A 23,175-nucleotide genomic window follows, 5' to 3' on the forward strand; every position below is an offset into this window, starting at 1 on the left:
ATATCACGTGTCCGGCAACCGCGATCTGGCTCGATCTCAGGCCGCTATCTTCAGCGCGCCCGGTCCGGGAATGGCGCCCGGCGGGCATTTGCCCAGAATGATCATCCCCAGCACCTCGTCCTGGGTGACATCAGTGGTGCGGGCGGTGCCGACGACCTGGCCATTCTTCATGACGCAGACCCGGTCGGCAAGCTCGAACACATCGTGGATGTCGTGGCTGATCAGGAAGATGCCGATGCCGTCGGACTTGAGCTGCTTGACCAGTTCGCCGACCTGCGCCGTTTCCTGCGGACCAAGCGCCGCCGTCGGCTCGTCCATGATCAGGATGCGGGCGTTGAACAGGATCGCACGCGCGATCGCCACCGATTGCCGCTGGCCGCCCGACAGCTTGATCACCGGCTCCTTGAAGCGCTGGAAGCGGGGATTGAGCCGACCCATCACCTTGCGTGCCTCGGCCTCCATGGCAACGTCGTCGAGCGTGGCCCAGGCGGTCATCAACTCGCGGCCGAGGAACAGATTGGCGGCGGCGTCGACATTGTCGGCCAACGCCAGCGTCTGGTAGATCGTCTCGATGCCGTATTTCTTGGCATCGCGTGGATTGGAGATCGATGCCTCCTCGCCGTTGACGAAGATCTGGCCCGAATCGCGCTTGTAGGCGCCGGACAGGATCTTGATCAATGTCGACTTGCCGGCGCCATTGTGGCCGAGCAGCGCCACGACCTCCCCGGGGAAAAGATCGATCGAGGCGTCGTCGACGGCGCGGATGCCGCCAAACGCGATCGAGATGTTCCTCATGTCGATCAGCGCGGTGGCTGTAGGAGCAGTCTTGTCAGTCATGGCATGCCCTCCTAGACGCGCTTGCGATAGACGGTGTCGAGCCACACGGCGATCACCAGTACGGCGCCGACGACGATGCTCTGCAGCGGCGAATCGACGCCAAGCAGCACCATGCCGGACTGCAGCGACTGCATCAGCAGGGCGCCGAGCATGGCGCCGATGATCGTTCCCGACCCGCCGGCAAGCGACGTGCCGCCGATCACGGCGGCTGCAATGACCAGCAGCTCGTCGAGCGTTCCAAGCACGTTGGTGGCCGAATTCTGCCGGGCCGAGGAGATCGCTGCGGCGATCGTGGCCAGCACGCCCATGATCATGAACACCTTCATGGTGATCCAGCGCGTGTTGATGCCGGCGAGATTGGCCGCCTCGGGATTGCCGCCGATAGCGAAGACATAGCGGCCGAAACGGGTGCGGTTGGTGATGAAGGTCATGACCAGCCCGACGGCAACCGCCATCAGCACCGGTATGGCGATACCGTGGGCGATGAACAGGCCGCCTTCGGGAACGGTGATGTTGTTGGCAGCCGCATATCTGTTCACGATGCCGATCGGCCAGGGATAGGAATTGGCGAGCCAGACCGCGCCCATGATGGCGCCGCAGGTGACGACTCCGAGCAGCGTCTCGGCCCAGATCGGACGTAGCGGAAACCGGAAACGCTTGCGCTGTACCCGCCCGTTGAACAGCCCAAACACCACGGCGAGGCAGGCGACAATCCCGACGACCCAGCTCCAGGTCGCGCCGATCGATCCCGCCGGCCCGCCGCCCATCAGCTGAAAAGTGGCGTCAAGCGGCGCCACGGTCTGGCCTGACGTGACCCACCAGGCCGCACCGCGCCAGACCAGCAGGCCACCCAGCGTCACGATAAAGGCGGGCACTTCGAGATAGGCGATGACGAAGCCTTGAAAGGCGCCGATCAGCAGGCCGAGCGCCAGGCCGATGACCAGCGCCAGGACCCAGATCCACGGATTGCCGAGTTCGAGCCCGACAAAGCGCACCAGGAAATGCACCTGGGCAAACCCCATCACCATGCCGATCAGGCCCTCGGCGGAACCGACCGACAGGTCGATGTTGCGCATGACGATGACCAGCACCATGCCGCAGGCCATGATGGCAACCGCGGATGTCTGCACCGACAGGTTCCACAGATTGCGCGGCGTGAGAAAGGTGCGGCTGTCGAAATCGAGCGGGTTGACGCCGAGGCGCAGGCTGGAAATGACATGCAGCCCAATCCAGATGACCAGCAGCGCGCCGATCATGCCGAGCATGCGGGTATCGATCTCGGTCGCCTTCAGGAACCGGGCGACGGCCCCGAGTTCCGACGCGCGCGCCGTATCGGCCTGTGGGTTGGACGTCGTATCGGTCATGATTTCCTCCCACCGACTGGCCGTCTGACGCGTATACCGGAGCCCAGCCTAGAAGCTATCCGCATGATGCGGAAACACAAAAGTCTTTGAGAAAACGCCGCGGCTTTTGGGCCGCGGCGTTGAGAATGCAGGCACAAGCCAGCTTTTAGTTGCAGGCCGCGACGGTGCCGGCAGCGACGCCCGTGCAGACTTCTTCCTTCTTGATCCAGCCAGCGTCGATGACGAGGTTGAGATTGTCCTTGGTGATGGCAATCGGGGTCAGGAACAGCGACTTGACGGTGTTGCCGCCCGGCGTCGTGAAGTCCTTGGCGCCGGCAATGTCGCCGGTCTTCTTGCCGTCTGCGAGCTGCGAAGCGATCTCGGCGGCGGTCTTGCCGAGCTCACGCGCGTCCTTCCATACCGAAACGGTCTGCGTGCCGAGCGCGATACGGTTCAGCGCGGCGTGGTCGCCGTCCTGACCCGAGACCGGCACTGTGCCGGCAAGGCCTTGCGCCGTCAGCGCCGCGACGACGCCACCGGCGGTGCCGTCATTGGCCGCGACCACCGCGTCGACCTTGTTGTCGTTGGCGGTCAGGAACTGTTCCATGTTCTTCTGGGCGTTGGCGGGCAGCCAGCCATCCGTGTAGGCTTCGCCGACATTCTTGATCTTGCCGCTGTCGATGGCTTCCTTGAGCACTTCCATCGAGCCCGAGAACAGGAAGTCGGCATTGGGATCGGCACCGGAGCCCTTGATGAAGACGTAGTTGCCTTCCGGCTTGACCTTGAACACTTCGCGGGCCTGCATGCGGCCGACTTCCTTGTTGTCGAAGGTCAGATAGAAGACGTCCTTGTTTTCGATCAACCGGTCATAGCCGACGACCGGAATGCCTTCGTCCAGCGCCTTCTGCACCGCAGGGCCGATGGCCGAGGCGTCCTGCGCCAGGATGATCAGCGAATTGGCGCCCTGCGAAATCAGGCTTTCGACATCGGTGAGCTGCTTGCCGGGATTGGACTGCGCATCGGCGGAGATGTACTTGTCGCCGGCGGCCTCGATCGCCGTCTTCATGGCGGCCTCGTCGGTCTTCCAACGCTCTTCCTGGAAATTGGACCACGAAACGCCGACGACCTTGTCCTTCGCCTGCGCGACAGACGCGAGCGTCAGCGACATGGCGGCACCCGCCAGGATGGCGGCTGTGAATCTTTTCATATTATCCTCCCTGCGCCGCGTATGGCGCGACCAAACTGACCCGAGGGCCGGCACAGAAGCCCTATTTTTTCGAGCCTCGAAAAAACACTGGGCCAACGTCCGAACGCTGTCAACATCGATTCTGATGGATTTTGATGTCATTTCGAGTTTTTTTCGAGTCTCGGAATAAATAAATGACAGGGCGTGCAGCTTCTGCCAGTATTTACCTGCGTCACCGACAGCGTTCCAGGGCAGGAAGAACCGCGGCGACCGGGAGGACGTGAAAGAACATGTCGGTCGGAATCCGCCACGACGATCTGCGTCGCCGCAACCGGGCGATGGTAATTGCGGCCGTGCGCCAGGCCGGACAACCGTCCCGCACCGAAATCGCCGCGACCACAAGCCTCAGCCATTCGACCATCTCGGCGATTTCCTCCGACTTGATCGTCGAAGGCATCCTGACCGAAAGCAAGCCGAGCGAGGCCGGCTCGCTCAAACGCGGCCGGCCGCAGGTCGGCCTCAGTCTCAATCCGGAAGCGGCCGCGGTAATGACCGTAGTGCTGTCGCTGAACTTCCTCTCCGTCGCCGTCATCGACTATGCCGGCCAGGTAGTATCCGAGGAACAGCGCCGGCTGGACACGCTGACGATGTCGCGCGAGTCGCTGATCGGTGAATGCGCGGCAATCGTGCGCCGCCGCCTGGCAGATCCCGACCTGGACGTGCGCAGCATCGCCCGCATCGCGCTGGCGATCCAGGGCATTACCGACACCCGTGCCCGCGCCATGCTGTGGTCGCCGATCACGCCGCACACCGATATCGCCTTCGCTGACATATTCGAAGACGCGTTCGGCATCCCCGCCATAATGGAGAACGACTGCAACATGATGGCGGTGGCGCTGCGCTGGCGCGACCCCGATCGTTACCGCGACGATTTCATCGCTATCCTTTTGTCGCACGGCATCGGCATGGGCCTGGTGCTGAAGGGCGAATTGTTCACCGGCACCCATTCCTCGGGCGGCGAATTCGGCCACATGATCCATCGGCCGAACGGCGCGCTCTGCCGCTGCGGACGGCGCGGCTGCGTCGAAGCCTATGCGGGCAATTACGCCATCTGGCGCAACGCCAGGCAGATGGGCGAGGATGCAGAACCCGTCGCCGATGTCAGCGACGCCGACATGCGCGCCCTGGCTGCCGCGGCCCGCGAAGGTGACGGACCCGAACGGGAAGCCTATCGCAAGGCTGGCGAAGCGCTCGGCTACGGCCTCGGCAGCCTGTTCGCGCTGATCGATCCGGCGCCCGTTGCCATGGTCGGCGTCAGCGCGGCCGCCTTCGACCTGATAGAGCCGGCACTGCGCGAGGCGATTGCCCAGACCGCCGGTGGCCAGCACTCAAAATCGATTTCCTTCGACACCGAGCCGAACGAACTGCCACTGATCCGCGAAGGCTGCGCCATGCGGGCACTGATCTTCGTCGATCAAGAGATTTTTGCGCCGGGCGTGCAGGCGAGAGGGAGCGCCGGAAAGAGCGTGGCGTGAGGACCAGGGTCAAAATTGCGCGGTCCGCAACATCTACCGCTCCTTGAAAGCGCGCGCGAAGGAATCGCGCATCGGCCGTACGAGATACTCGAAGAAAGTCCGTTCGCCGGTGCTGATGAACGCTTCTACCGGCATTCCAGGGTAAAGCTGCTCCGCTTTCACGCCGGGCGGCAAGTTGGCGGCAATCTTCAGCTTGGCGCGGAAATAGGGTTCATGCGTAGCCTGATCGATAAGCCGATCTGCGGAAACCTGTGTCACCATGGCTGAAATCTCAGGGGTGAGCCGCATGTTCAACGCTGATAGTCGCAGTCTTGCCGGCTGGCCGACACGAACCTGGTCAATGTCTTTCGGCGGCAGCCGTGCATCGACGATCAAGCCCGATGCCGTAGGCAGAATCTCCATGATCTTCTCGCCGGGGGCAATCACGCTGCCCTTGGAATTGTAGGTGGACGATACCACGATGCCCGCCGCCGGCGCCTTGATCGTCGTCCGCCGCAGCACTGCCTCGGATGCCCGCATCTGTTCGTCAATGTCAGCCAGCGAAGAACGTACCTCGTCGAGTTTCGTCAGGGCTTCCTCCACGCGTTGCGTGGTCAGGCGCTCTATCTGCTCCTGGGCTTCGACGATCTGGGTGTTGGCCGATGCAAGATTTGCCTCCAGCGCCCCTGCCTGCCCGACGAGATCGGCCTCGCTACGCAAAAGCTGTGAATATTCAGTGCGATTGGTGAGGCCCTTGTCCAAAAGGCTGGTCTTGATGCCGAGTTCTTTCTTCACGACTTCGGCCTGTTGCTCAATGGCCTGTTTCTGGGCCTGCAATCCGACAACAGACTGGCGATGCATGGCAACCCGTTGCCTGAGGATCGATTGTTCCGATCGAAATCGGGCGAGCCTGGCGTTGAATTCCTTCTGCTGTTCTTGAACCAGGACCTCGAAATTGTGTTGGAACGGTGCCGGCGCAGCCTCTGTGATTGGCGCAAGCCGATCCAACCCGTCGCGTTCCGCCTCCAGCCGCGAGGCGCTGGCCTTCAACGCGATCGACTGTCTCGTCAGCCGGTTGAGTTCGGCTTGCGCGGCTGTTCGATCCAGCAGGATCAGTTCCTGGGCCTGTTGCACCCGATCACCCTCATGGACGAGCAACTCTTGGATGATGCCGCCCTCGGGATGCTGGATGAGGATGTTCCCGCCTGTCGCCGAGATTGTGCCTTGCGTGATGACCGCGCCGGACAACGGTGCACTGACCGCCCAATAGCCAAAGCAACCCATCAATATCGCCATTGCCGCGTATCCGGCGAATGCCACCCGGCGAATGTCGGTGCGTGCTGTGCCTTCCCGGACGAGGCTCTGTGCTGTCATCTTCTACGATCCAAAGCGGACACTATGAGGGGTGCCGCGGTTCGTCGTTGCAAAAGACCCTGTCACCGCCATGCTGCGCTGTGGGGCAAGGCCGATGCCGGCGATTGGCTGCCGCATCACGTCGCCGCTTGGACCGAAGGCTTCGATCACTCCGCTGCGTAGAAGCATCACGCGGTCGCAGGCTGCGGCGACCGAAGGGCGGTGCGTTATCACGATTGTCGTAACGCCCGCCGCTTTCGCGGCGGCAAGCACTTCTTCGAGCGCGGCTTCGCCGCTGCCGTCGAGATGGGTACTGGGCTCATCCAGAACGAGAACATGCGGATTGCCGTAAAAAGCGCGCGCCAGCCCGATCCTTTGGCGTTCGCCGCCCGACAGTGTTCTGTCCGACGAACCTATTCTGGTCTGATAGCCGTCTCGCTGCTCCAGTATCAGCTCATGCGCCCGGGCATTCTTTGCTGCCTCGACGATAGAGGCGTCATTCGCATCGGGTTCAAAGCGGGCGACATTTTCCGCGATCGATCCGGGAAAGAGCTCCACCTCCTGAGCGAGATATCCGATATGCCGGCCAAGCTGCTTCTCGTCCCAGGTTCTGAGATCGGCGCCATCAATCCTGACGCAGCCGCTGGTTGCCTGAATCGCACCGACAAGTAATCTTGCCAGGGTGGACTTGCCGGCTCCGCTCGGACCTATTATCGCCACCGCTTCGCCTGCGCCGATGCGGAAGTTCAGTCTCTTGATGATGGGTTCGGTGCCGGGTGTGGCGTTCGGCGCGACAAAGATGAGGCCCTGCACGACAATTTCGCCGGACGGGTCCGGCAAGGTCAGTTTTTGCGCATGCGCCGGATGGGCGGAAAACGCCTTGTCCAAACGCTTCCACGATCGTCTGGCGTCGACGATCTGCCGCCATGACCCGATCAGTTGGTCGAGCGGCTGCAGCGCACGGGACGACACCAGGGAAGACGCGAAGATCATGCCGGCCGTCATCTTCCCTTGCAGCACGAGCCATGCTCCGACACCCAGTATTGCTAGCTGAAGCATCATGCGTACGGCTCGCGACGTTCCACTGAAAATCGCGTTGGCCATCGACGAACGGTCATGCAGGACTAGCGCCTCCGCCACGTGCCTTCCCCACACTCGCGCGGCGTTTTGGATCATGCCCATGGCGCGCAGCGTCTCTGCATTCCGGGCAAAGGCCTGCTCCGACAGGCTGGCAACAGCCGAGCGTTCCGCCGACAAGGCATCATTCTTGCCGATGGCAAACTGATTTGCCACGACCAGCGCAAGCAACAGACCAGATCCCGCCAGCGTAAGCCAGAACAGCAAAGGATGGATGAGGTACAGCAGGGCGAGGAAGAACGGAGCAAACGGCAGGTCGAACAAGACCGCCGCGCCACGTGACCTGATGAAGGCGCATACCGAGGCAAGGTCGCGCAGTGGAGGCAGGGCTGCTCCCCCGGCGTACTTAGCCTCCAGCGAGACGGCGAATGTCCTCGCGCCCAGTCTGTTGTCGACAATGGCTGCAACGCGCTGCGTGTAAACGGAGCGGACCGCATCGAGGAGACCGAGAAAGGCGAGTGCGAGAACCGCGATAGCAGAGAGGTAAAGAAGCGTCTCGACGCTGGAGGAAGGCAGGACGCGGTCATAGACCTGCAACAGATAAAGGGGGATCACCAATAGCAGGATGTTGATGAGGAACGAAAAAACACCGACATCGGCGATGGCGCGCCTCAAGACTGCCCGCAGATCAGACCGTGCAATCATTCCCGCGCTCCTAACGGCTCATGGCCCCAACATAAGGGCGTCGCTTAGACCGAATGGTCGCCGGCGATGTCCAAGGGGTGGTGCTGCAGGTCGTCCAGCGTATAGGCGCGGATGTAGTCGATCTTCATCTCCGCTGGCGTAGCCAGATGGTCAGGAGGCTGGCCGGCAATGCCGCCCACCGCGAGATTGGCCAGCATATACATGGGATCGTGCATGTCGGCCGGCGTCGCTGCTTGAGCGACCTTTACACCATCGTAGGTCCAGACAAGCTCATCCTTCGTCCAGAGCAGGCCATAGGTGTGGAAACCGTCGGTATCCGCAACGTTCACCGTTGACGAAACCTTCGTGTGCGCTCCCGTCTCATTGGAATGCGCCGTCATGTAGAGCGTGTTCGGGTCCTGGCCGCGCGTTTCGACAACGTCCAGCTCCGGCGGCCACGATCCGTCCTCCGGAAGCAGCCAGAACGCCGGCCAGGCTCCGGCTGTTTCAGGAAGATCCGCCCGCATTTCGAAATAGCCGTAGGTTTGCGAGAAGGTGTCGTGGGTCGTCAGGATCCCCGAGGTGTATTCGTAGTTGTTGATCAGAGGCTTGATGTCCTCCGGCGCCTGCGCGGCGGTGATGGTGAGGACGCCGTTCTCAACGCTGAACGGATGGACCGAACTCGTCGGGCCATAATTGGCGTCGATATACCACTGCAACTCACCATTGCTGCTCAACGTGCTGCCGTTCGGCGCTCCCCACCAGAAATTGGAATTCCAGGTGCCGTCCTGCCCGTCCCGAAGGCTCAGCGTGTTGAAATCGTCGGAGAAGGACAGCGTCATTGCGGACTTGTCTATCGGAAGTTCGAACTGGGTGGGCTGCAGCTTGTCGATGGTCGTATTCTTGAACACCAGGATTTCGTCGGATCCGAGGTTCAGCATCACGTTCGATTCCACTTGGACCATCTGTGAACGGACGGCATCGAACGAAGTGAAATCGTAGCCGTTAAGGCGGAGCGCATCGGTCGCACCGAAATCGAAGATAAGATCGCTTCCATTACCTTTGGAGATGGCGAAAGTATCGGCGCCATCGCCGCCGATCAGGACATCATTTCCCTTGCCGCCATCCAGCGTCTGGTGACCTGACCCGCCCTTGATGATGTTGTCCAACGCATTTCCGAACGCAAATCGGTTGGTGCCGGTAACGACGAGGTTCTCGAAATTGTCAGGGAGCTTGTAGCTCATCCATGTGTCGATCGTGTCGATCCCTGCCCCAGGATCCTCGACCACCTTGTTGTTGGTGGAATAGAGATGATAGTAGTCGTCGCCGGCGCCACCGTGGATCGTGACAGTGACGCCGGTGTCTCCCCAGAAGGAGTCGTTGCCGGAGGTGCCATGCAGTTCCGGTCCAGACCCGGTGGCCGAGAACCAATGAGTGGAAGCGCCGGTGTAGGCAAGAGGGATGCCTTTGGCGTTTAAGACCGTGCTCATCAGAAATCCTTCCTCATGGTGTCCGACCTGGTCAAAGGTCCGGCGACCGCTCCCAAAGCAACGCTGCAAGGAACGAGATCGTTCCACGGAATCGTCATTCGATCCGAGACCGCAATAATCGGAAGGCGGATAATGAATAAGGAGGTGATGGCTCAATGTAAATTGAAGCAATTTAGTAAAATCGTATATTTATGCAGAACACACGTCGTTTAACGAACGTATATCTAAGTTAACTCAAATTTATTCTTGCATGGCTTTCTGGTCGGAGTCTGCGGGCAAGATGGCGACGTACCGCCAAGAGCGGTCATCCTCATCAGGTTTCGAATGACCGCATTTGGGCCAAAGCGTCACGTGCTCGCTCCCCATCGATGAGACGAGTGCAACATTCCACTCTTCGCGGCTGTTGGCGACCACGTGCTAATCGAGTTTTCCCGGTCACGATCTATCGGGACGGAACAGCCACCTAGTCTTCCCTGATCGCGTAACCCGCCCCACGGATGGTGCGGATGACATCAGGCATGCGGCCGTTGTTGACCGCCTTGCGCAGCCGGCCGACGTGCACGTCGACAGTGCGTTCGTCGATGTAAATCGTCTCGCCCCAGACATTGTCGAGCAGCTGGCTGCGCGAGAACACGCGGCCGGGGTGGCGCATCATGAATTCGAGCAGGCGGAATTCGGTCGGCCCGAGCCGGATCTCGCTCTTCTTGCGATAGACCCGGTGCGACTCGCGATCGAGCACGATGTCGCCGACCTTTAGCACGCTGGACAGCACTTCCGGCTTGGCCCGGCGCAGCAGCGCCTTGACCCTGGCCATGAACTCCGGCGTCGAGAACGGCTTGACCAGATAGTCGTCGGCGCCGGTCGACAGGCCGCGCACGCGGTCGCTTTCCTCGCCTCGCGCGGTCAGCATGATGATCGGCAGCCGCTCGGTCTCTGGGCGCATTCGCAGGCGCCGGCAGAGTTCGATGCCGGAAACCGCCGGCACCATCCAGTCGAGCACGAGAAGGTCGGGAACGTTCTCCTGCAGCCGGATTTCGGCCTCGTCGCCGCGCGTCACCACCTCGACCTGGTAACCTTCGGATTCAAGATTGTAGCGGAGCAGCACGCCTAGCGGCTCCTCATCCTCCACCACCATGATGCGTGGTGCGATCATCGGCTGGTCACCCCTGTTATGCCGCTGGCGCGGACATTGCCGTCTCGTCCTGCTTCGGACGATTGGCTGGCAGCTGCGTGCCGGTCAAAACATAGTAGGCATTTTCGGCGATGTTGGTCACGTGGTCGCCGATCCGCTCGAGGTTCTTGGCGCAGAACAACAGGTGCGTGCACGCCGTGATGTTGCGGGGATCTTCCATCATGTAGGTCAGCAGCTCGCGGAACACCGAGGTGTATTTGACGTCGATGCGTTCGTCATTGTTTCTGAGCGTGGCAAGCGCTGCCGGGTCGGCGGCGGCGTACTCGTCGACGACCCCCTGCACCTGGATCAGCACCAGTTGCGCCATCGCGTCGATCGAATGCGAAAGGTCGTGCGGCGTGACACTCAGCCCGACAGTGCCGACGCGCTTGGCGATGTTCTTGGCAAGGTCGCCGATGCGCTCAAGGTCGCCGGCCATGCGGATCGAACCGACCACCGCACGCAGATCGTTGGCCATTGGCTGGCGCTTGGCGATCAGCGTGATGGCGCGATCGTCCAGCTCGCGCTGGCGTGCATCCATGATGGCATCATCGGAAACCACGCGCTGCGCCAGCGCATTGTCCGAATTGAGCAAAGCCCTGGTCGAGCCACTGACCATCGAGCGGGCGAGATCGCCCATGTCGCGGATCAGCTGGCTGATCTGCTCCAGATCCTCATCGAAAGATGCGACGGTATGTTCACCCATGATCTTCGTCCCTCGTATGCCTGAGCTCAGCCGAACCGGCCGGTGATGTAGTCCTGGGTGCGTTTGTCGTCGGGGGTGGTGAACATCTTGTCGGTGGCGCCCTCCTCGACCAGATAGCCTAGATGGAACATCGCGGTGCGCTGCGACACGCGCGCTGCCTGCTGCATCGAATGGGTGACGATGACGATGGTATAGTTCTGACGCAGTTCGTCGATCAGTTCCTCGACGCGAGCGGTGGCGATCGGGTCGAGCGCCGAACACGGTTCGTCCATCAGGATCACCTCGGGTGACACGGCGATGGCGCGTGCAATGCACAGACGCTGCTGCTGGCCACCGGAAAGACCCGTGCCAGGTTCTTGCAAACGGTCCTTGACCTCGTTCCAGATCGCCGCCTTCTTCAGGCTCGACTCTACGATCTGGTCCATGTCGGCCTTGCGCTTGGCCAATCCGTGGATGCGCGGACCATAGGCAACGTTCTCGTAGATCGATTTGGGGAACGGATTGGGTTTCTGGAACACCATGCCGACGCGCGCCCTGAGTTCGACGACATCGATGTTCTTGTCGTAGATGTCTTCTTCGTCGAGCGTTATCTTGCCGGTTACCCGTGCTGAATCGATGGTGTCGTTCATGCGGTTGAGGCAGCGCAGGAAGGTGGACTTGCCGCAGCCGGAGGGGCCGATCAGCGCCGTCACCTGGTTCAGGCGGACGTCGAGATCGACGTCGAACAGCGCCTGCTTCTCGCCATAGAACACGCCGACCTTGTCGCCGCGCATTTTGATTACTTCGTTCGACTTCATCTTGTCGCCCACTGCGTTTTCAAGGGACTGTTCGGTCATGATGTTCATACCAAGATGCCTTTTTTCTACCAGCGCCGCTCGAACCGACGCCGAAGCACGATCGCGGTGATGTTCATGGCCATGAGGAAGACGAGCAGGATGATGATGGCGCCGGACATACGCTCGACGAAGGCGCGTTCGGCCTCGTTCGCCCACATATAGATCTGCACCGGCAGCGCGGTGGCCGGATCGAAAGGCGTCGTCGGTGGATCGGCGACGAAGGCGACCATGCCGATCAGCAGCAGAGGCGCGGTTTCGCCGAGCGCACGCGCCAGACCGATGATGGTGCCGGTGAGGATGCCGGGCGCGGCAAGCGGCAGGATGTGCTGGAACACCATCTGCATCTTGGAGGCGCCAAGACCGAGAGCTGCCGAGCGGATCGACGGCGGCACCGCTGCAAGTGCGGCTCGCGTCGCGATGATGATCGTCGGCAGCGTCATCAGCGTCAGCACCAGGCCGCCGACGAAGGCGGCAGAGCGCGGCATGCCCAGGAAATTGATGAACACCGCGAGGCCGAGCAAGCCGAAGACGATTGACGGCACTGCGGCCAGATTGTTGATGTTGACCTCGATAAGGTCGGTAAAACGGTTCTTCTTGGCGAACTCCTCCAGATAGATGGAGGCGGCGACGCCGATCGGCAGCGCCAGGAGCAACACGATCACCATCATATAGAACGAGCCGATGATCGCCACGCCCATGCCCGAGGTTTCCGGGCGGCTGGAGGCGCCGTAGGTGAACAGGCCGCTGTTGAAGTGCTCGGCCATCGCGCCCTCGGCCTTGAGCTTGTTCATCCAGGTGATCTGCTGGTCCGAGACCTTGCGTCGCGCTTCCTCGACGCTGAGGTCGATCTGACCCTTGAAAGCCGAGTCGAGATTGGCGGCGGCGAGGATGTTGACGTCGCGCGTCGTGCCGATCACGGACGGATCGGCGGCAACGATGTCGCGCAACTGGACGCGGGCGCCTTCCGACAGGAAGCCCTTGAGCTGCTTGATCGCCGGCTTGTCGTCGGGATTGATGCCGAGCTTGGCCACCAGCGCGTTTTCGGCGAGCTTGGGATAATTCGCCTTGATCAGAACGCTCGGATCGGTTGCGCGTTTGCCGGAAGGATCGATCACCTTCTCGTCGAACGAGATCGGCAGTGATACCGTCGTCTGCCAGAAGGCGGTGTAGCCTTTCGAGACGATGGTGATCAGCATGATTGCCAGGAACGCCAGGCCTACGGAAATCGCCACGACGCCATAGATGCGGAATCGGCGCTCGGCAGCGTAACGGGCCTTCAGGCCGATGTCGCGGCGCGGATGGGCCGCCGCCCTGACCATCGTATCCATGGAAATGTCGGTCATTCGTACTGCTCCCGATATTTGCGCACGATGTAGAGCGCGACGATGTTCATCACCAACGTCAGCGCGAACAGCGTCAGGCCGAGCGCGAAGGCGACCAGCGTCTGCGGCGAATTGAACTCGAGGTCGCCGGTGAGCTGGTTGACGATCTTGACGGTGATGGTCGTCATCGCCTCGAACGGGTTGATGGTGAGGTTGGCGGCGACGCCCGCCGCCAGCACGACAATCATCGTTTCGCCGATAGCGCGCGAGGCAGTCAGCAGGACGGCGCCGACGATGCCGGGCAGTGCAGCCGGCAGGATCACCCGCTTGATCGTCTCGGAGCGGGTCGCGCCGAGGCCGAGCGACCCGTCGCGCATGGCGCGCGGCACCGCGGTTATGATGTCGTCCGAAAGAGAGGACACGACCGGGATCAGCATGACGCCCATGACCAGGCCGGCGGTGAAGATGCTCTGGCCCTGGATGAAGGGCGAACCGCCGGTCAGTGCCGCGGACAGGTCGCGCAGGAATGGCCCAAGCGTGACGACGGCGAAGATGCCGTAGACGATGGTCGGTATGCCGGCCAGCAGTTCAAGCGCCGGCTTGACCACCGAGCGCACCCTGGGCGTTGCGTATTCGGCCATGTAGACAGCCGACATCAGCCCCACCGGCACCGCAACCAGCAGTGCGACGGCGGCGATGTAGAGCGTGCCCGCAAGAAGCGGGATCAGGCCGAACTGGCCCTGGCTGCCGCCCGAACCGGCAGCGGCAAAACGCGGATCCCAGACGGTGCCGAAGAAGAAACTCATCGGCGAGACGCTTTCGAAGAAGGTGATCGTCTGGAACAGCATCGAAAGCACGATGCCGATGGTGGTCAGGATGGCGATGGTGGAGGCGGCAAGCAGCCCCCACAGCATCAGCCTCTCGACATTGTTGCGTGCCCTGGCGCGCGGCTCGATCTGCCTGAGCGCATAGAAGGCGCCGGCGATCGAGGAAACGAGAATGACAATGGCGCCGAACAGGCCGAGCCGGTCCTGGACCTTGTTCGCCTCGACGGCGATCGGGATCATGTAATCCTGCGTGTCGCTCGCCAGTGCCACACCCTTGGCGGCGAGCAGCGGCTGCAACTCGGCAAAGCTGGCAGGCATTGCGGCCAGTGTGCCCGCATCGAGTTTGCGCAGGCCCCTGGCGAGGCTCTTTACCAGGCTGACGTCCAGTGCCTCACTGGCAACCTTGCTGTCGACGGTGCGCTCGGGCAAGGCAGCGTGAATGTGTCGGTCCAGATAGATGGAAGACCCGACGGTCCAGACGGCAAGCAGCAAAAGAGCAGGCAGAACGGCGAGCAGGAAGGCCCACCAGCCATGATAATGGGCGCGCGAATGCGGCTTGACCTTGCCATTGTCCTGGGCCGCGGCACGTTGCCGGCCGATGAAAAAGGCAACCAGGCCGACGGCAACGACGATGGCCAGTACGAGCAAGGACGACATGGACCCACCCCAAGAGAAATTCTTACGCAGCCGCCATTGCGGCCTGCGATGAAACCGGGGCGCGGGATTGGCCCGCACCCCGGTTCGGCAGCTGATTACATCGACTTTCCGGCGGCGAAAGCGTCACGCTGGGCCTGACGCTCGGCATCCGGTGCAGCAACGAGGCCGTATTCGGCGAGCGGGCTTTCCGGGCCAACCATCTGGTCGTCAAGGAAGAACTCGACATATTCCTTGAGGCCGGGAACGACGCCCAGATGCGCCTTCTTGACGTAGAAGAACAGCGGGCGCGAGACGGGATACTTGCCGCTGGCGATCGTCTCGGTCGAAGGCACGATGCCTTCCACGGTGGCGACCTTCAGCTTGTCGGCATTGTTCTCATAGAAGGCGAGGCCAAACACGCCGACGCCGGTCTTGTTGGAGTCTATGCGGGCGAGCGTCTCGGTATAGTCGCCATCGATGTCGACGGCCTTGCCGTCCTTGCGGATGGCGATGCAGGTTTTGCCGATTTCCTTGTCGTCGGCAATGCCGGCAGCCTTGAGAGCAGCCTTGTCACAGCCGGCATCGAGGAGCTTGGTCTCGAACACTTCGCGCGTGCCGTGCTTTTCGCCCGGAATGTAGGCGGCGATGTCCCAGTCGGGCAGCTTCGGATTGACCTGGCTCCACTTGGTGTTCGGATTGTCGACCAGCTTGCCGTCAACGACCAGCTTGGCCGCGAGCGCCTTGTAGATGTCAGCGGGAACCAGCGCCCAGTCCGGGCCCTTGATGTCGGTGGCGAAGACGATGCCGTCATAGCCGATCCGGACTTCCTGGACTTCCTTCACGCCGGCGTCGGCGCAGGACTTGAGTTCGTCCGCCTTGATCGGACGCGACGAGTTGGCGATGTCGATCGTGTCTTCGCCGACGCCCTTGCAAAATTCCTTGATGCCGGCGCCGCTGCCGCCGGATTCGACGACCGGGGTCTTGAAGTTGGTGAACGTTTCGCCGAACTGCTCGGCAACGATCTTGGCATAAGGTAACACGGTCGATGACCCGGCGACCTGGATCTGGTCGCGCGCGGCGGCGAAGCCGGACGACGCGGCGAGCGCAAGCGCAGCGGCCGACGCCGTATAGAGGAATTTCTTCATGTGGCCTGCTCCTGTTCGGAAGATGGTCTCTCGGCGCTCGTCAGTCGGCGCCCGCTGAGGCCAATAGCCTTCGATTATAACAGTCGCATGACAGTTTGATGTCACCCCGGTAACGCTTCATCGGGATGAGCAGAATGCCGCCTGGCCGGCACTCCCGACGCAGCCCGGCTTTGTCACCGGAATCAGGGACTTGCTCTATTCAGCCGAGGCTGGCCGGCGATTTGGGACCAGCCGGCCTCTGTGAAGAAAAGCCGGACGGGAGCGCGTTGCTCTCAGCCAGACGGTGTCGTGGCCGGGCCATCGCCGAAAACAGGTCCGTTGGGGTAGGTTGACGCTGTCTCATGCCGGCGGTCGCTGCTCCCGCCCGTAACTGGGAAGAGCGGAATTCGAATGTAGCCATTGTCTCGGCTGGATGCCGCCTTTGATATGGTGCGATCGCGCCATAGTCTTGGCCGCTGACAGGGGCGCGAATCTTCGCCGCGTTCCCCGCACTCGGGCAGAGCCGGCTTACCCGGCGTTGCGCTGAGCCTGCCGGCTGGCGCCGACCCAGCGCTCGACCTTCTCGAGCAACGCCCGGGGACTGATCGGCTTGGGCAGATAGTCGTCCATGCCTGCCTCCAGGCAGCGCTCGCGGTCGCCCTTCAGCGCATGCGCGGTGACGCCGACGATCGGCACATGCGTGCCGGTTTCTTCCTCCAGCCGGCGAATGGCGGCGGTCGCTTCGAGACCGTTCATCTCCGGCATGGAGACATCCATCAGGATCATGCACGGGTTGAGCCGGCCGAAGGCGTCGAGCGCCTTGCGGCCATTGCCGACGATCTCGAAACCATAACCGGTCTCGCCGAGGATCTGGGTGAACACCATCTGGTTCACCTCATTGTCCTCGGCCACCAGGATGTCCAGCCTGTCGCCGCCAGCCGCCACCGGTGGCCGGGGGCGAATCGAAGGCGGCTGCAGCAGCGCACGCTGTTCGGACGGTGCCGAGGGCTGCGGCCGTGCAACATTGCCTGGAGTGGTGTCGGCCGCGAGCGGCTGCGTGTCGCCAGTATTGTGGCGATGCCGCTGGATGGTGGCGACCAGCGTTTCCAGCAGCACCGAAGAGCGCGCCGGCTTGATCAGCTGGGCATCGATGCCGAGATCGCGATAGCTGGTGTTGGCGAGCGACTGGTCGACCGAGGTCAGCATGATGATCGGCGTGCCGGCAAGACCGGCGGTGTTGCGCACGATCCGCGCCATTTCGGCGCCGCTCATTTCAGGCATCTGGTAGTCGAGCACGACGCAGTCGACCGGCACGCCATAGGCTGCGGCGGCGATCAGCACCTTGAGGCCTTCGGCGCCGCTTTCGGCCGCGCAGGAATCGAACGTCCACGATGTCATCTGTTCGGTCAGGATCGCCCGGTTGACGGCATTGTCGTCGACGATCAGCACACGCGCACCGGTCACGTCGATCGGCATGATGCGTTGCCCGTTCTGCTGTCCGGCCCTCGGCAGCGTCACCGAGAACCAGAAAGTCGAGCCCTTGCCTTCCGCACTTTCGACCCCGATATCGCCGCCCATCAGCTCGACGAGCCGCGAGGTGATGGCGAGGCCGAGACCGGTCCCCTCGTGTCGCCTCGTCGAAGAGGTGTCGACCTGGCTGAATTTCTCGAACACCAGTTTCAGTTTTTCCTCGGGGATACCGATGCCGGTATCGGTGACCGAGATCGTCAGCTTCGTTCCGGTTGGAACCCTCTCGCCGGTGACGTCGACCAGCACATGGCCTTCATCGGTGAATTTCACCGCATTGCCGAGCAGGTTGGTGACGATCTGCCTGATACGGCCGACATCGCCGACGAACAGGCTCTCGAGCCGAGGCTCGACACGAACGATCAGCTCGAGGTCCTTTTCCTTGGCCCGTGTGGACACCAGCGTCGCTACATCCTCGATCGCCTCGGCCAGATTGAAGGGCGCCGGATCGAGCACCAACTGACCGGCATCGATCTTGGAGAAGTCCAGGATGTCGTTGATGATGGTGAGCAGCGCATTGCCCGATTTCACGATGATGTCGGTAAACGTCTTCTGCTTCGGGTCGAGGTCCGATTTGGCCAGCAGTTCGGCCATGCCGAGCACGCCGTTCATCGGCGTGCGGATCTCATGGCTCATATTGGCGAGGAATTCCGACTTGGCGCGGTCGGCGAGCACGGCGCGCTGACGCGCCTCGCGCAGTTCGGCCTCTCGCATCTTCAGCTCGGTGATGTCGGTGGTCGAGCCGATCAAATAGAGCGAGCCGTCGGAGGCGATCATCGCGCCCTTGCGGGCGAATTGATGCCTGACGCTGCCGTCGGCCAACGTCACCGTCTCTTCGACCTCCTGGGTTTCGCCGGTGCGCAGCACGGCGAGGTCGCCATTGACGAAAGCCTCGCCATCCGGCCCGAAAATCTCGATGTCGGTCTTGCCGATAGCCTCTTCCTTGCGGAAGCCCGTGAGATCGCACCAGCCCTTGTTGACATAGAACTGCCTCAGATCGGAGCGCTTGGCGTAGATCGATACCGGCACGTTGTCGATCAGGCTGCGGAACACCTCGTTCTCGCGCATGCTTTCTTCCAGCGCACGCTCGCGCGCCTTGACGTCGGTGATGTCGGTGCTCGAACCGACCAGATGCACCGACCCGTCCAGCGTCACCAGGCGGCTCTTGCGCGTCATCAACTGCCGAACCGTACCGTCGCTATGGGTGACGGGTTCCTCGACCTCCTTGACGGCGCCCGTCACGACGACTTGCGTGTCGTCATGGCTGTAGCCATCGGCGTCCTGCGCACCGAACAACTGCCGGTCGGTGCGGCCGATGACATCCTCCTTGGCCAAGCCGGTGATCGCGCACCAGGCCTTGTTGACGAATTCGATGCTCAGGTCCTGCGCCTTGATGAAGGCGGCCACCGGCAACTCGTCCATCACGTGCCGGAACAGGTCGATCTGGCGCATCGAATCGCGCAATGCCGCCTCGCGGCTCTTGATCTCGGAGATGTCGACGCGAACACCGATGAAGGTGCCGTCATCGGTCCGCATGTCGTAGACCTGGTACCAGCGGCCGTCGGGGTTATGACGCTCGTAGCAGGAATTGGGCAAGCGGTAGCGGGCGAGGATCGCATCCAGCCAGCGGTCATGGTCGCTGTCGTAGAGCTGGTCGACTTGTGGATCGCCGCTGTTGCGGAAATAGCCGTTCGCATGGCCCAGAACGAGTGCCTCGCGGAATGTGCAGCCGGGCTGCCATGCCGGCTTCAAGGCCGGCAGCGTATCCTGGATCTTGCGGTTGGCGAACACGAACCTGTCGTCGCTATCGTAGATGATCACGGCGGCCGGCAAGGATTCAAGGACGCTGGCGAGATGCTTGCGCGCATCCTGCGCCTCGGTCTCGCGGCGTTTCATGTCGGAAACGTCGAACAGGAAGCCGGCAACATAGTTGCGGCCGCTGGCCATGCCGACGCGGCTCTTCCTGACGATGCGCGATCGGCTGGCGCCATCGACCTCGAAATTCTCTTCCACTTCGTACGGCCGCCCGGTCGCAAGGACCTCACCTTCGCTCTGCTCGAAAAGCGCGACAGCGTTCGCCGGGAGGAAATCGCCGCCGGGCTTGCCGAGCATGGTTTGCGGCGTCTGGCCAAACAGAGCAGCGAACGCCTCGTTGACGAAGACGAAGCGCAGATGGTCGTCCTTGACGAAGATCGGATCCTTGACGGCGTTGATCACCGCCTCCGCCAGCCGCGCCTTCTCCAGCGCGTCGGCAAGTTCGGCCTCCCGGTCCTTCATGTCGGTGACGTCGACATAGGAGATCAGCCGCTTGCCGCCGGCCAGCGGCGCCATCGACGAGATCAGGGTGCGGCCGTCATTGCGCGGGAACTGCCGCGAGGCGGCGACCCCGGCCCTGATTTCCGCCTCGCGCTCTGCGACATGCCGCTGCCATGATGCATCGTCGGCACCAAACGGATCGATGTCGCGGCTGGCGTCCATCAGATCGCGGAAGCTGCAGCCGATCTCGGCGCGCCGGGCGTCGATCTGCCAGAAATCATAGAAAGCACGGTTGATGATCTCGGCGCGCATATTGGCGTCCAGGACGAGGACACCGATCGGCATCTGGTCGACCATGCTGCGGAGACTGGCGAAGGTCTCGGCGATCTTGGCGTTCGCGCTTTTGATCTCCGCATCGCGTTGCTTCATCTCGGTGACCTCATAATAGGTCAACAGCCGCTTGCCGCCTGACAGCGCCGTCACCGAGAACATCATCGTCCTGCCGTTGGCATGGACGAATTCGCGCGGCGCGACGGATCCGGCGCGAATCTCGTCGAGACGAGCGGCAAGGTAGCGCTGCCATTGCCGTTCGTCGATGTCGCCATAGATGCCGCTGCGGCGGTTGAGCTCCATCAACAGGCTGAACGGAGCGCCGACGCTAACAGCGCCGTCCGGAATCCTCGAGAGGTCGCGATAGGCCTTGTTGATGATCAGCGTGTCGAGCCTGGCATCGAGAAGCACGACGCCCATATGCATGGCGTCCATCGTTCGCTCGAGGTCGGCCAGATGCTGGTCGGGCTCGCCGTCGGCCGATGGTCCCGGCCCCGGACCTTTAAAGGCGTCCGCCAGTGCCGTGACGTTGCGGCCGATGCCGCGATAACCGGCAAATCTTCCTTCGTCGTCGAACTTCGGAAAGCCTGACGTCAAGACCCAGCGACAGTCGGCGTTGCCACCCTTGAGTTCGTAGACGAAGTCGCGAAAAGGCCGGTGCGCCTGCAGATCCTCCAGATGCGCGGCGCCACTGCGATCGCCGTTCAGGACCTGGTTGAGGAAGTCGAAGCGGAACCGGCCAAGCACGTTTGCCGGATCGATGCCGGTGGCTGCCTGGTAGTTTTGCGAAAGCCAGGAGAACCGCAGTACGGCGTCGGTCTCCCAAATCCAGTCGGAACCGGCTTCAACGAGTTGGCGAAGCGCATCGTTCGAATCCATGCAAGAGGCGGACGATGATGCATCATCGCCATGCACTGTGGATCTGCGAGGCCCGCGCTTGCCGCGCGCGCCGATTGTTTCGTTCGCTTCCGCCATGCCGTCCCCACCCCGAAAACCAAGGCCGAACCCTCCTCCGCGGTTCGTCGGCGGAATGTGCCCGAGAAGCATTAAGGATCCGCTAACCTTAACGGTTGTTAGACAGGATCGGGCGGCAGGGTCTGCTTCATTCCGCCCGGTTGTCGGCAGGGTCGAACCCGCTATATAAGCAACGGCAGGGGTATTGCTGATGCTTGGACGGATTGTGCCTTTTTTCATGGGGCTGGCGCTGCTTTTCGGCGGCGGTTGCTCGCGCAGTTATGACGGCACGGTCGTCATCCCGAGGCCGCTCGATGTCCGGCGCTTCTGGGATCGGCCGCCACCGAATGTCGACTATGGGCAAGCCGAGGTCGAAAACGGCGCTTTTCCGGTGGCGCCGCAGCCGCCCCGGCGTTTTTCCGAGCGCAAGGTCAGCCATGCCGCACCGAGACGGCACCAGACGAGGTTGCCTGCGTCGGCGTCCCTATCGGCGCCGGCGAAATCGCTGACCTGCAGGAACGTCAGCGAGCCTGGCAAGAGAGCTCGCATGGTCTGCGATTAGATTGGAGCTTGGTCCTAAAAGCGGGTTTCGATCAAACAAAACGCGATCCGCGGATAGCTCGGTGACCCGGCCTTCACAGGGAAGCAGCGCCTTTTTTCGGCTCCTTCGCTCCGAGCTTGTCGAGTGCAAGACGAACCTGACGCAGATCTTCCTGCCAACCGTCATCGTCGTCCATTGGGCCCTCCGAGGCAGCCCGCTGCAACCCACGCGCCTCGGATTCGATCTCGCGCAGTTCGGCGATTTTCTGTTCGGTGGTCAGCGAGTCGTCTTCGACGATCTCCAGCACCCGCATTTCCCTGAAAGTAGCCACGGCGTTCCTCCCGGCTGATGTCGATCACAACGCCGTGAGTGCCCCTCTGTTCCAGAGGGATCGCGCAACCGCATCGCAGCAGGCACGCCGCCACCGGTGATCGCCGATCGGGGAAGACCGGCGATCATTCGGCCGGGAAAAATGCCGGGCCGACCACGCGCACCGGCCGCTCGCCGGCCTCGATCGAAAGGTGCTGGGCGGCACCTGGGGCTTCGGCATCGATCCCGGCGACGGCCGCAACCGTGCCGAGATCCGGCTTCGCCGTCGGCAGCGGAATAATGGCGTTGCGCATGTTGGCGGGCGTCACAGTCCTGGCTCGCAGTTCGGTGACCCGCTGGTAGTAGCGCTTGACGTCGCATGCCTTGAAATTCGCATCATCGCGATATCTGAAGGCTGCCGGCAGCTCGGTATAGGGTTTGCGCGTGTCGAGCGCGGTCATCTGGTCGGTTTCGAGGCTGGCGTCGCTCAACGTGTAGAGGTCGACGCTGGGGTCATCGCAGATGTAACGGCATTGATCGACCGTCTCCTTAAGATCGCCGCTGGCGGCGAACTGCGACTTTGGCGCCGGGAAGAAATACCCGTCCGACAGACGCACGCAAAACAGCATCGCATTGCCGGCGAACGTGGTGGTCGCCGATTGGGTGCTGGGCGCGGCGCGCACAGGCCGTTGCTTTGCTGAAGGCGCACAGCCAAGCGCGACGAGGCGCGCCTGCAGGCCCGCTGTGTCGCGGCCCGAATTCCCGGCGGCAGCGATCCGGCGCTGCACATCCGAGCGGCTCCTGGCGAGATCGGCGCAGGCGTTGAAGAGACCACCAAGCGAACTTTTCGCCGTGCACTGGCGCTGTCTCTCGATAGTCTGGATGGCTGCAAGTTGCCGGCGCAACGGGGCAAGCTCCGGGCTTGCCCCGCCGCTGCGGCCAGCCGAAAGCAACTGGCTTCTGATCGCGCCGCAGCTGTCCGCGTAGGACGAAAGCGTACCGAACAAAACTGCCGCCAGCGAAATAAATGCGATCACCATGGAAAGCCAGAAACGGATCATCGGGACAACTTGGTCCTTTTTGCGGAGAACCTGGAATTTAGAGCCCATGACTTCAGCAAGCTTCAGCTACATGAGTACTTTCTAATAATCT

Annotated in this window: 17 protein-coding genes; 2 read left to right on the forward strand and 15 right to left on the reverse strand. The window is 62.1% G+C overall.

Annotated elements, in window-relative coordinates:
* Positions 1 to 36 precede the first annotated feature (36 nt).
* From NKJ37_RS03905 to xylF, 3 genes are all read right to left on the reverse strand, one after another.
* Positions 37 to 837 (reverse strand): ATP-binding cassette domain-containing protein, encoded by an 801-nt coding sequence (locus tag NKJ37_RS03905; protein WP_352772815.1) that lies wholly within the window; start codon positions 835 to 837, stop codon positions 37 to 39.
* An 11-nt stretch (positions 838 to 848) separates the two neighbouring features.
* Complete coding sequence (locus NKJ37_RS03910; protein WP_224698718.1) at positions 849 to 2,201, reverse strand: sugar ABC transporter permease; 1,353 nt, start codon at positions 2,199 to 2,201, stop codon at positions 849 to 851.
* A gap of 145 nt (positions 2,202 to 2,346) precedes the next feature.
* On the reverse strand, positions 2,347 to 3,387 hold the full coding sequence (xylF, locus tag NKJ37_RS03915; RefSeq protein ID WP_023810990.1) for a D-xylose ABC transporter substrate-binding protein: 1,041 nt from the start codon (positions 3,385 to 3,387) through the stop codon (positions 2,347 to 2,349).
* Positions 3,388 to 3,656: 269 nt separating this feature from the next.
* Here xylF and NKJ37_RS03920 point away from each other — a divergent pair, with 269 nt between their 5' ends.
* On the forward strand, positions 3,657 to 4,901 hold the full coding sequence (locus NKJ37_RS03920; protein ID WP_352772817.1) for an ROK family protein: 1,245 nt from the start codon (positions 3,657 to 3,659) through the stop codon (positions 4,899 to 4,901).
* 33 nt (positions 4,902 to 4,934) lie between these two features.
* Here NKJ37_RS03920 and NKJ37_RS03925 read toward each other — a convergent pair whose 3' ends face one another.
* The 10 genes from NKJ37_RS03925 to NKJ37_RS03970 form a co-directional block, all read right to left on the reverse strand.
* Positions 4,935 to 6,254, reverse strand: a complete 1,320-nt coding sequence (locus tag NKJ37_RS03925; protein WP_128305025.1) for an HlyD family type I secretion periplasmic adaptor subunit — start codon at positions 6,252 to 6,254, stop codon at positions 4,935 to 4,937.
* A gap of 3 nt (positions 6,255 to 6,257) precedes the next feature.
* A complete protein-coding gene (locus NKJ37_RS03930; protein ID WP_352629262.1) occupies positions 6,258 to 8,015 on the reverse strand; it encodes a type I secretion system permease/ATPase in 1,758 nt (585 codons plus the stop codon).
* 44 nt (positions 8,016 to 8,059) lie between these two features.
* The gene (gene eglC, locus NKJ37_RS03935; RefSeq protein WP_352442041.1) at positions 8,060 to 9,484 is read right to left on the reverse strand and encodes an endo-1,3-1,4-beta-glycanase EglC; all 1,425 of its coding nucleotides are present in this window, start codon (positions 9,482 to 9,484) and stop codon (positions 8,060 to 8,062) included.
* Positions 9,485 to 9,947: 463 nt separating this feature from the next.
* Complete coding sequence (phoB, locus tag NKJ37_RS03940) at positions 9,948 to 10,637, reverse strand: phosphate regulon transcriptional regulator PhoB (protein ID WP_010911896.1); 690 nt, start codon at positions 10,635 to 10,637, stop codon at positions 9,948 to 9,950.
* Between the two features lie 16 nt (positions 10,638 to 10,653).
* On the reverse strand, positions 10,654 to 11,361 hold the full coding sequence (phoU, locus tag NKJ37_RS03945; RefSeq protein ID WP_127413489.1) for a phosphate signaling complex protein PhoU: 708 nt from the start codon (positions 11,359 to 11,361) through the stop codon (positions 10,654 to 10,656).
* Between the two features lie 26 nt (positions 11,362 to 11,387).
* Positions 11,388 to 12,206 (reverse strand): phosphate ABC transporter ATP-binding protein PstB, encoded by an 819-nt coding sequence (gene pstB / locus NKJ37_RS03950; RefSeq protein ID WP_013529271.1) that lies wholly within the window; start codon positions 12,204 to 12,206, stop codon positions 11,388 to 11,390.
* Positions 12,207 to 12,223: 17 nt separating this feature from the next.
* Entirely contained in the window at positions 12,224 to 13,540 is a 1,317-nt protein-coding gene (gene pstA / locus NKJ37_RS03955) for a phosphate ABC transporter permease PstA (RefSeq protein ID WP_023810984.1), read from the reverse strand.
* Entirely contained in the window at positions 13,537 to 15,003 is a 1,467-nt protein-coding gene (gene pstC / locus NKJ37_RS03960; protein WP_127295148.1) for a phosphate ABC transporter permease subunit PstC, read from the reverse strand. Before pstC ends, pstA begins: the two co-directional genes overlap by 4 nt.
* 95 nt (positions 15,004 to 15,098) lie before the next feature.
* On the reverse strand, positions 15,099 to 16,127 hold the full coding sequence (locus NKJ37_RS03965) for a PstS family phosphate ABC transporter substrate-binding protein (protein WP_352611788.1): 1,029 nt from the start codon (positions 16,125 to 16,127) through the stop codon (positions 15,099 to 15,101).
* A gap of 507 nt (positions 16,128 to 16,634) precedes the next feature.
* The gene (locus NKJ37_RS03970) at positions 16,635 to 21,194 is read right to left on the reverse strand and encodes a PAS domain-containing protein (RefSeq protein WP_502901974.1); all 4,560 of its coding nucleotides are present in this window, start codon (positions 21,192 to 21,194) and stop codon (positions 16,635 to 16,637) included.
* A 190-nt stretch (positions 21,195 to 21,384) separates the two neighbouring features.
* Between NKJ37_RS03970 and NKJ37_RS03975 the strand changes: the two genes are divergently transcribed.
* Positions 21,385 to 21,735 carry a hypothetical protein gene (locus NKJ37_RS03975; protein WP_023810980.1) on the forward strand — a complete coding sequence of 117 codons (351 nt, stop codon included), beginning with the start codon at positions 21,385 to 21,387 and terminating at the stop codon, positions 21,733 to 21,735.
* 73 nt (positions 21,736 to 21,808) lie between these two features.
* On the opposite strand, the gene NKJ37_RS03980 is transcribed toward NKJ37_RS03975, so the two are convergent.
* Together NKJ37_RS03980 and NKJ37_RS03985 are read right to left on the reverse strand one after the other, a co-directional pair.
* Complete coding sequence (locus NKJ37_RS03980; RefSeq protein WP_013529265.1) at positions 21,809 to 22,045, reverse strand: hypothetical protein; 237 nt, start codon at positions 22,043 to 22,045, stop codon at positions 21,809 to 21,811.
* A gap of 124 nt (positions 22,046 to 22,169) precedes the next feature.
* The gene (locus NKJ37_RS03985; protein WP_352772822.1) at positions 22,170 to 23,084 is read right to left on the reverse strand and encodes a DUF2865 domain-containing protein; all 915 of its coding nucleotides are present in this window, start codon (positions 23,082 to 23,084) and stop codon (positions 22,170 to 22,172) included.
* Positions 23,085 to 23,175: the final 91 nt, after the last annotated feature.

The sequence above is a fragment of the Mesorhizobium sp. M0140 genome (assembly GCF_040322475.1).
GTDB lineage: Bacteria > Pseudomonadota > Alphaproteobacteria > Rhizobiales > Rhizobiaceae > Mesorhizobium.

Bases quoted from the DNA above. Each gene is read 5' to 3' on its own strand.
- NKJ37_RS03920 (WP_352772817.1), top strand. From the start codon at position 3,657: ATGTCGGTCGGAATCCGCCACGACGATCTGCGTCGCCGCAACCGGGCG.
- NKJ37_RS03905 (WP_352772815.1), bottom strand. From the start codon at position 837: ATGACTGACAAGACTGCTCCTACAGCCACCGCGCTGATCGACATGAGG.
- NKJ37_RS03965 (WP_352611788.1), bottom strand. From the start codon at position 16,127: ATGAAGAAATTCCTCTATACGGCGTCGGCCGCTGCGCTTGCGCTCGCC.
- eglC (WP_352442041.1), bottom strand. From the start codon at position 9,484: ATGAGCACGGTCTTAAACGCCAAAGGCATCCCTCTTGCCTACACCGGC.
- pstA (WP_023810984.1), bottom strand. From the start codon at position 13,540: ATGACCGACATTTCCATGGATACGATGGTCAGGGCGGCGGCCCATCCG.
- pstB (WP_013529271.1), bottom strand. From the start codon at position 12,206: ATGAACATCATGACCGAACAGTCCCTTGAAAACGCAGTGGGCGACAAG.
- NKJ37_RS03930 (WP_352629262.1), bottom strand. From the start codon at position 8,015: ATGATTGCACGGTCTGATCTGCGGGCAGTCTTGAGGCGCGCCATCGCC.
- pstC (WP_127295148.1), bottom strand. From the start codon at position 15,003: ATGTCGTCCTTGCTCGTACTGGCCATCGTCGTTGCCGTCGGCCTGGTT.
- NKJ37_RS03985 (WP_352772822.1), bottom strand. From the start codon at position 23,084: ATGATCCGTTTCTGGCTTTCCATGGTGATCGCATTTATTTCGCTGGCG.
- NKJ37_RS03975 (WP_023810980.1), top strand. From the start codon at position 21,385: ATGCTTGGACGGATTGTGCCTTTTTTCATGGGGCTGGCGCTGCTTTTC.
- phoB (WP_010911896.1), bottom strand. From the start codon at position 10,637: ATGATCGCACCACGCATCATGGTGGTGGAGGATGAGGAGCCGCTAGGC.
- phoU (WP_127413489.1), bottom strand. From the start codon at position 11,361: ATGGGTGAACATACCGTCGCATCTTTCGATGAGGATCTGGAGCAGATC.
- xylF (WP_023810990.1), bottom strand. From the start codon at position 3,387: ATGAAAAGATTCACAGCCGCCATCCTGGCGGGTGCCGCCATGTCGCTG.
- NKJ37_RS03910 (WP_224698718.1), bottom strand. From the start codon at position 2,201: ATGACCGATACGACGTCCAACCCACAGGCCGATACGGCGCGCGCGTCG.
- NKJ37_RS03970 (WP_502901974.1), bottom strand. From the start codon at position 21,194: ATGGCGGAAGCGAACGAAACAATCGGCGCGCGCGGCAAGCGCGGGCCT.
- NKJ37_RS03925 (WP_128305025.1), bottom strand. From the start codon at position 6,254: ATGACAGCACAGAGCCTCGTCCGGGAAGGCACAGCACGCACCGACATT.